Annotated in this window: 2 protein-coding genes and 3 tRNA genes; all 5 read right to left on the bottom strand. The window is 54.7% G+C overall.

Features of this window, described 5'->3' with window-relative positions:
* Nucleotides 1-148: 148 nt before the first annotated feature.
* The 5 genes from HWQ67_RS18365 to HWQ67_RS18345 all read right to left on the bottom strand — a co-directional run bounded on the left by HWQ67_RS18365 (nucleotide 149) and on the right by HWQ67_RS18345 (nucleotide 1,421).
* A complete protein-coding gene (locus HWQ67_RS18365; protein WP_218254142.1) occupies nucleotides 149-439 on the bottom strand; it encodes a hypothetical protein in 291 nt (96 codons plus the stop codon).
* Nucleotides 440-789: 350 nt separating this feature from the next.
* Nucleotides 790-865, bottom strand: a tRNA-His gene (locus HWQ67_RS18360).
* A gap of 12 nt (nucleotides 866-877) precedes the next feature.
* Nucleotides 878-954 (bottom strand) — tRNA-Met (locus tag HWQ67_RS18355).
* 82 nt (nucleotides 955-1,036) lie between these two features.
* Nucleotides 1,037-1,315 carry a helix-turn-helix domain-containing protein gene (locus HWQ67_RS18350; RefSeq protein WP_218254141.1) on the bottom strand — a complete coding sequence of 93 codons (279 nt, stop codon included), beginning with the start codon at nucleotides 1,313-1,315 and terminating at the stop codon, nucleotides 1,037-1,039.
* Nucleotides 1,316-1,333: 18 nt separating this feature from the next.
* Nucleotides 1,334-1,421 (bottom strand) — tRNA-Tyr (locus tag HWQ67_RS18345).
* Nucleotides 1,422-1,473: the final 52 nt, after the last annotated feature.

Here is a 1,473-nt window from a genome sequence, read left to right as displayed (position 1 = left end):
GTCATCTCCTGAATGGGACTCAGGGTCTGCCCGTTGGCAGATGATGAAATGAACAGAGAGAACAGAAGTAGGATGAACAGTACAGAGACACAGGAGATCATAACCCAGGTTGTGAAGTTATTTACGATCTTCTCAGAGGTTAACTGTCTCATTTTTTTTCTTTCTTTCTGTCCCTTGTCATTGCCCTACGGATCCGCTCTGCCCAGAAGAGCATGATCGATCGCGTCTCTCTGCCCCTATGGTTGGACTTGTGCTCCATGTCGTCTAACTCCAATTCGACAGCCTGAAGTGCTTCGACTGCCCGGTCCCTCTCGCTGGTCAAGCGGGCGATCTCGGCCTCCAATTCCGCGATCCGATTGCTGCGTTCCCGAGAGATCATGTCGCGGAAAATCGGGTCTTGTGTGGTTGGTGGTTCGTGGCCATTTTGGTAGTCTGTCATCGCTTCTCTCCATTCAACGTGACGTGACCCTTCGCGTAGTCTCCGCAGCTCAGTGTCCACCCGCAACCGACCCAGCCGTTCAGGGCGTGTCCCGTGCAGCGGATTCTGGCAGCCCCGACCATGCCGCAGTCCCACTCCACGGAACCCTGACACCGCGGGCAGGCGGAGAATCCGATCAGCAGCTTCCGGAACTGTGCGACCTCGCTCTCCAGCTCCGCGATCCTTGCGTCCCGTTCCCGCGCCCGGAACGTGGCTGCGCGGTGTGTTGACGGATCTGGGTCGGTCACGGGCTCGTTGATGGTCGTCTCCAGGTCGTTGTGGGCGCTTATGGCGTCTTCCTCTAGGTTCGGTGGTAGGGACGGGAGGACTTGAACCTCCTACCCGTGGGCCACAGCCACGTGCATTGGCCAGTTATGCTACGTCCCCAATTTTATTATTTGGTAGCGGAGGTCGGGTTCGAACCGACGTCCCCGTCGTTATGAGCGACGTGCTTGTACCAGCTCAGCTACTCCGCTATGGTGACCCCGCTGGTGCTTGAAACCAGTTCCCATGTGTATCGGACATGTGCACTACCCTTATGCTACGGGGCCATGTGGATTAGTCTCCGTAACCGATTTCCTCGATTACTTCTTCGAAGGTTGCTCCGCAACCTCTGATGTGATTCTCGATGTTGACAATTCTTAACCCTGAGAGTTTGGTCCCTCCTCTTTCCCACTCGGTGACGGTTGCCCTATGGCAACCGATCCTCTTTGCGAGTTGGGTAACTGTTAGACCTCTTGTCTCTCGAATCAGGGTGAGCGCGCGGCCAATCTTCTTTGAAAGAGATTCTGTTTCCTGCATGGCTGCTAGGGAGAATCCAGCTAGATATCTTGGCATGCTCTTCCCTTGGTTATTTGGTCGAGATGGGGAGAATCGAACTCCCTTGGTTCGCAATGACGCAGGATTTACAGTCCTGCCCGTCTCCATAGCGGTCTACATCTCGACAGTTATTATTTCAAATGTCCGAGGCTTCCCTCGTCCATTTATGTTGTGAC

The sequence above is a fragment of the Candidatus Magnetobacterium casense genome (assembly GCF_019173545.1).
Taxonomy (GTDB): domain Bacteria; phylum Nitrospirota; class Thermodesulfovibrionia; order Thermodesulfovibrionales; family Magnetobacteriaceae; genus Magnetobacterium; species Magnetobacterium cryptolimnobacter.
This window is presented reverse-complemented; position numbering and strand designations above follow the sequence as displayed.